The organism is Levilactobacillus bambusae, assembly GCF_003124125.1.
Classification (GTDB): domain Bacteria; phylum Bacillota; class Bacilli; order Lactobacillales; family Lactobacillaceae; genus Levilactobacillus; species Levilactobacillus bambusae.
In genome coordinates this window covers 1-1,501 of sequence record NZ_QCXQ01000013.1, presented here as the reverse complement: position 1 = coordinate 1,501, position 1,501 = coordinate 1, and the positions used below count along the sequence as shown (strand labels likewise).

The window sequence follows — 1,501 nt, the reverse complement described above, 5'->3', positions numbered from 1 at the left end:
GACGGCATACGAGATGGTGTGTCTGCTCCGGGCAGCCATGGTAATGGCAGGTCTAAGAACCATTGCCTGTGCACCAGCCAAGCCTTGTTTTCCATTTGCAGCAACACCATCTCATTGAAGTCGAGGCCCGTTCTCGGAGAGCACTCCATCGTGACGGTGCCATAGCCTGTTAGTTCTGCTTCTGTGATGGAACTCTGTGGTGTTACTTTAATTTCCTTGCCGTGTTTTCCTGTGTCATTTCCGACTGCATTCTCCTCCCCTGAGTGAGGTGTTATCACAATGGTGTACTCCAAGTTTTCTGGTTGCACGATTTTTCCTTCCATGTTCTTTTTGCATGTGAACATTGCACAGGTCACGATACCTCCCTTTCCAAATAATCCGCATCCATTTCCCCATCCTCTGTCTACCATGGAGTGTTTACAGACAAATCTTTTGTCCTGTTCTTCATTTAGGCTAGGTTCTCCTTGTGTTGGGCAGCGAGATGCTGTTGTTGTGTTGGTCAGCTTTGCCTCTATACAATACTTCCTTAGAGTGGCGGGGTGTTTGGCTTCTGTTTTAATCAGTTCAAAATCCAATGTTGGTTTATTTTTCGCCATCGTCGTCACACAGCTTCCATGTTCCAAGACTATGTCAACCCAGCTTCCTCCTGAAACCCCTTCCACAAAGTCTCTATTTGATATTCCTATACAACGCATTGTCATTGAAGGAGCGACAGCTGTCAGTAAGATGAAAATCAGGACTCTTTGGAAATATGTCGTTCCTATAGTGTAGGCCAGGATTGCTGCCATTATGGTGAAGCCTGGATGTCTCAAGACCCAAGTTTCAATTCTCTGGGCATGTTTCCAGGCCCCTTCTGATGACATCCATGTTTCAGTTCGTGTCTCCAGTCCCATTCCCACATGTGGAACGAGTGCCACTGATCTTTTTTCCCTTCTGTGTTCTCCTGTGGCGGTACATGTCCCATAAGTTACCCATGTAGACGTGGAGTTGCACCAACAGTCTATGTCTTCTGGTTCATTCTGCCTGAGAAGAGGACAGTTATAAGTGATTGTGTCTTCACACAGTTCACCAAGGTCCATGGCCATGAGGGTACACATGTTCACACCGTTCTCTGTTTTGAACAGAAGACTTTTCCCTTTCTCTTGTCTACTGACGATCATGTGTGGTTCTCCGTTGCGTGTGGTTAAATGGAACGCCATCACTGTTGGAATCATCATAATAATTATACCTGCAGTTCTGCGTCTCCTGTTCAAGATGTTCAGCATCCTTCCAATCTCTTTCCTGAACCCTCTTAAGACATTGATAGCCTTTGATTTTCTGATTGTTCCCCATCTTTTTAATATCCCTGCTGTTGGCGGGATTGTTAGGAAACGAAGGAATGCCACCAGGGCCATGAACAGTTTCAATGGTCCTCGTCCCTGTAGCATTCCAAGTGAGAATCTCTTTGTCAGCTGCTGCACAGTTGACACGCGGTTTCTCTCGCGTTTCAGCATATTGAAAA

General features: G+C 46.0%; 2 protein-coding genes. Both read right to left on the bottom strand.

The window, feature by feature from the left end:
* Positions 1 to 1,160: hypothetical protein (locus DCM90_RS10275; RefSeq protein WP_225366031.1), on the bottom strand; the 1,160-nt coding region annotated here is incomplete at its 3' end.
* The coding region (locus DCM90_RS10270; protein WP_225366030.1) for a hypothetical protein at positions 1,147 to 1,501 on the bottom strand (355 nt) is incomplete at its 5' end. The genes DCM90_RS10270 and DCM90_RS10275, both read right to left, overlap by 14 nt.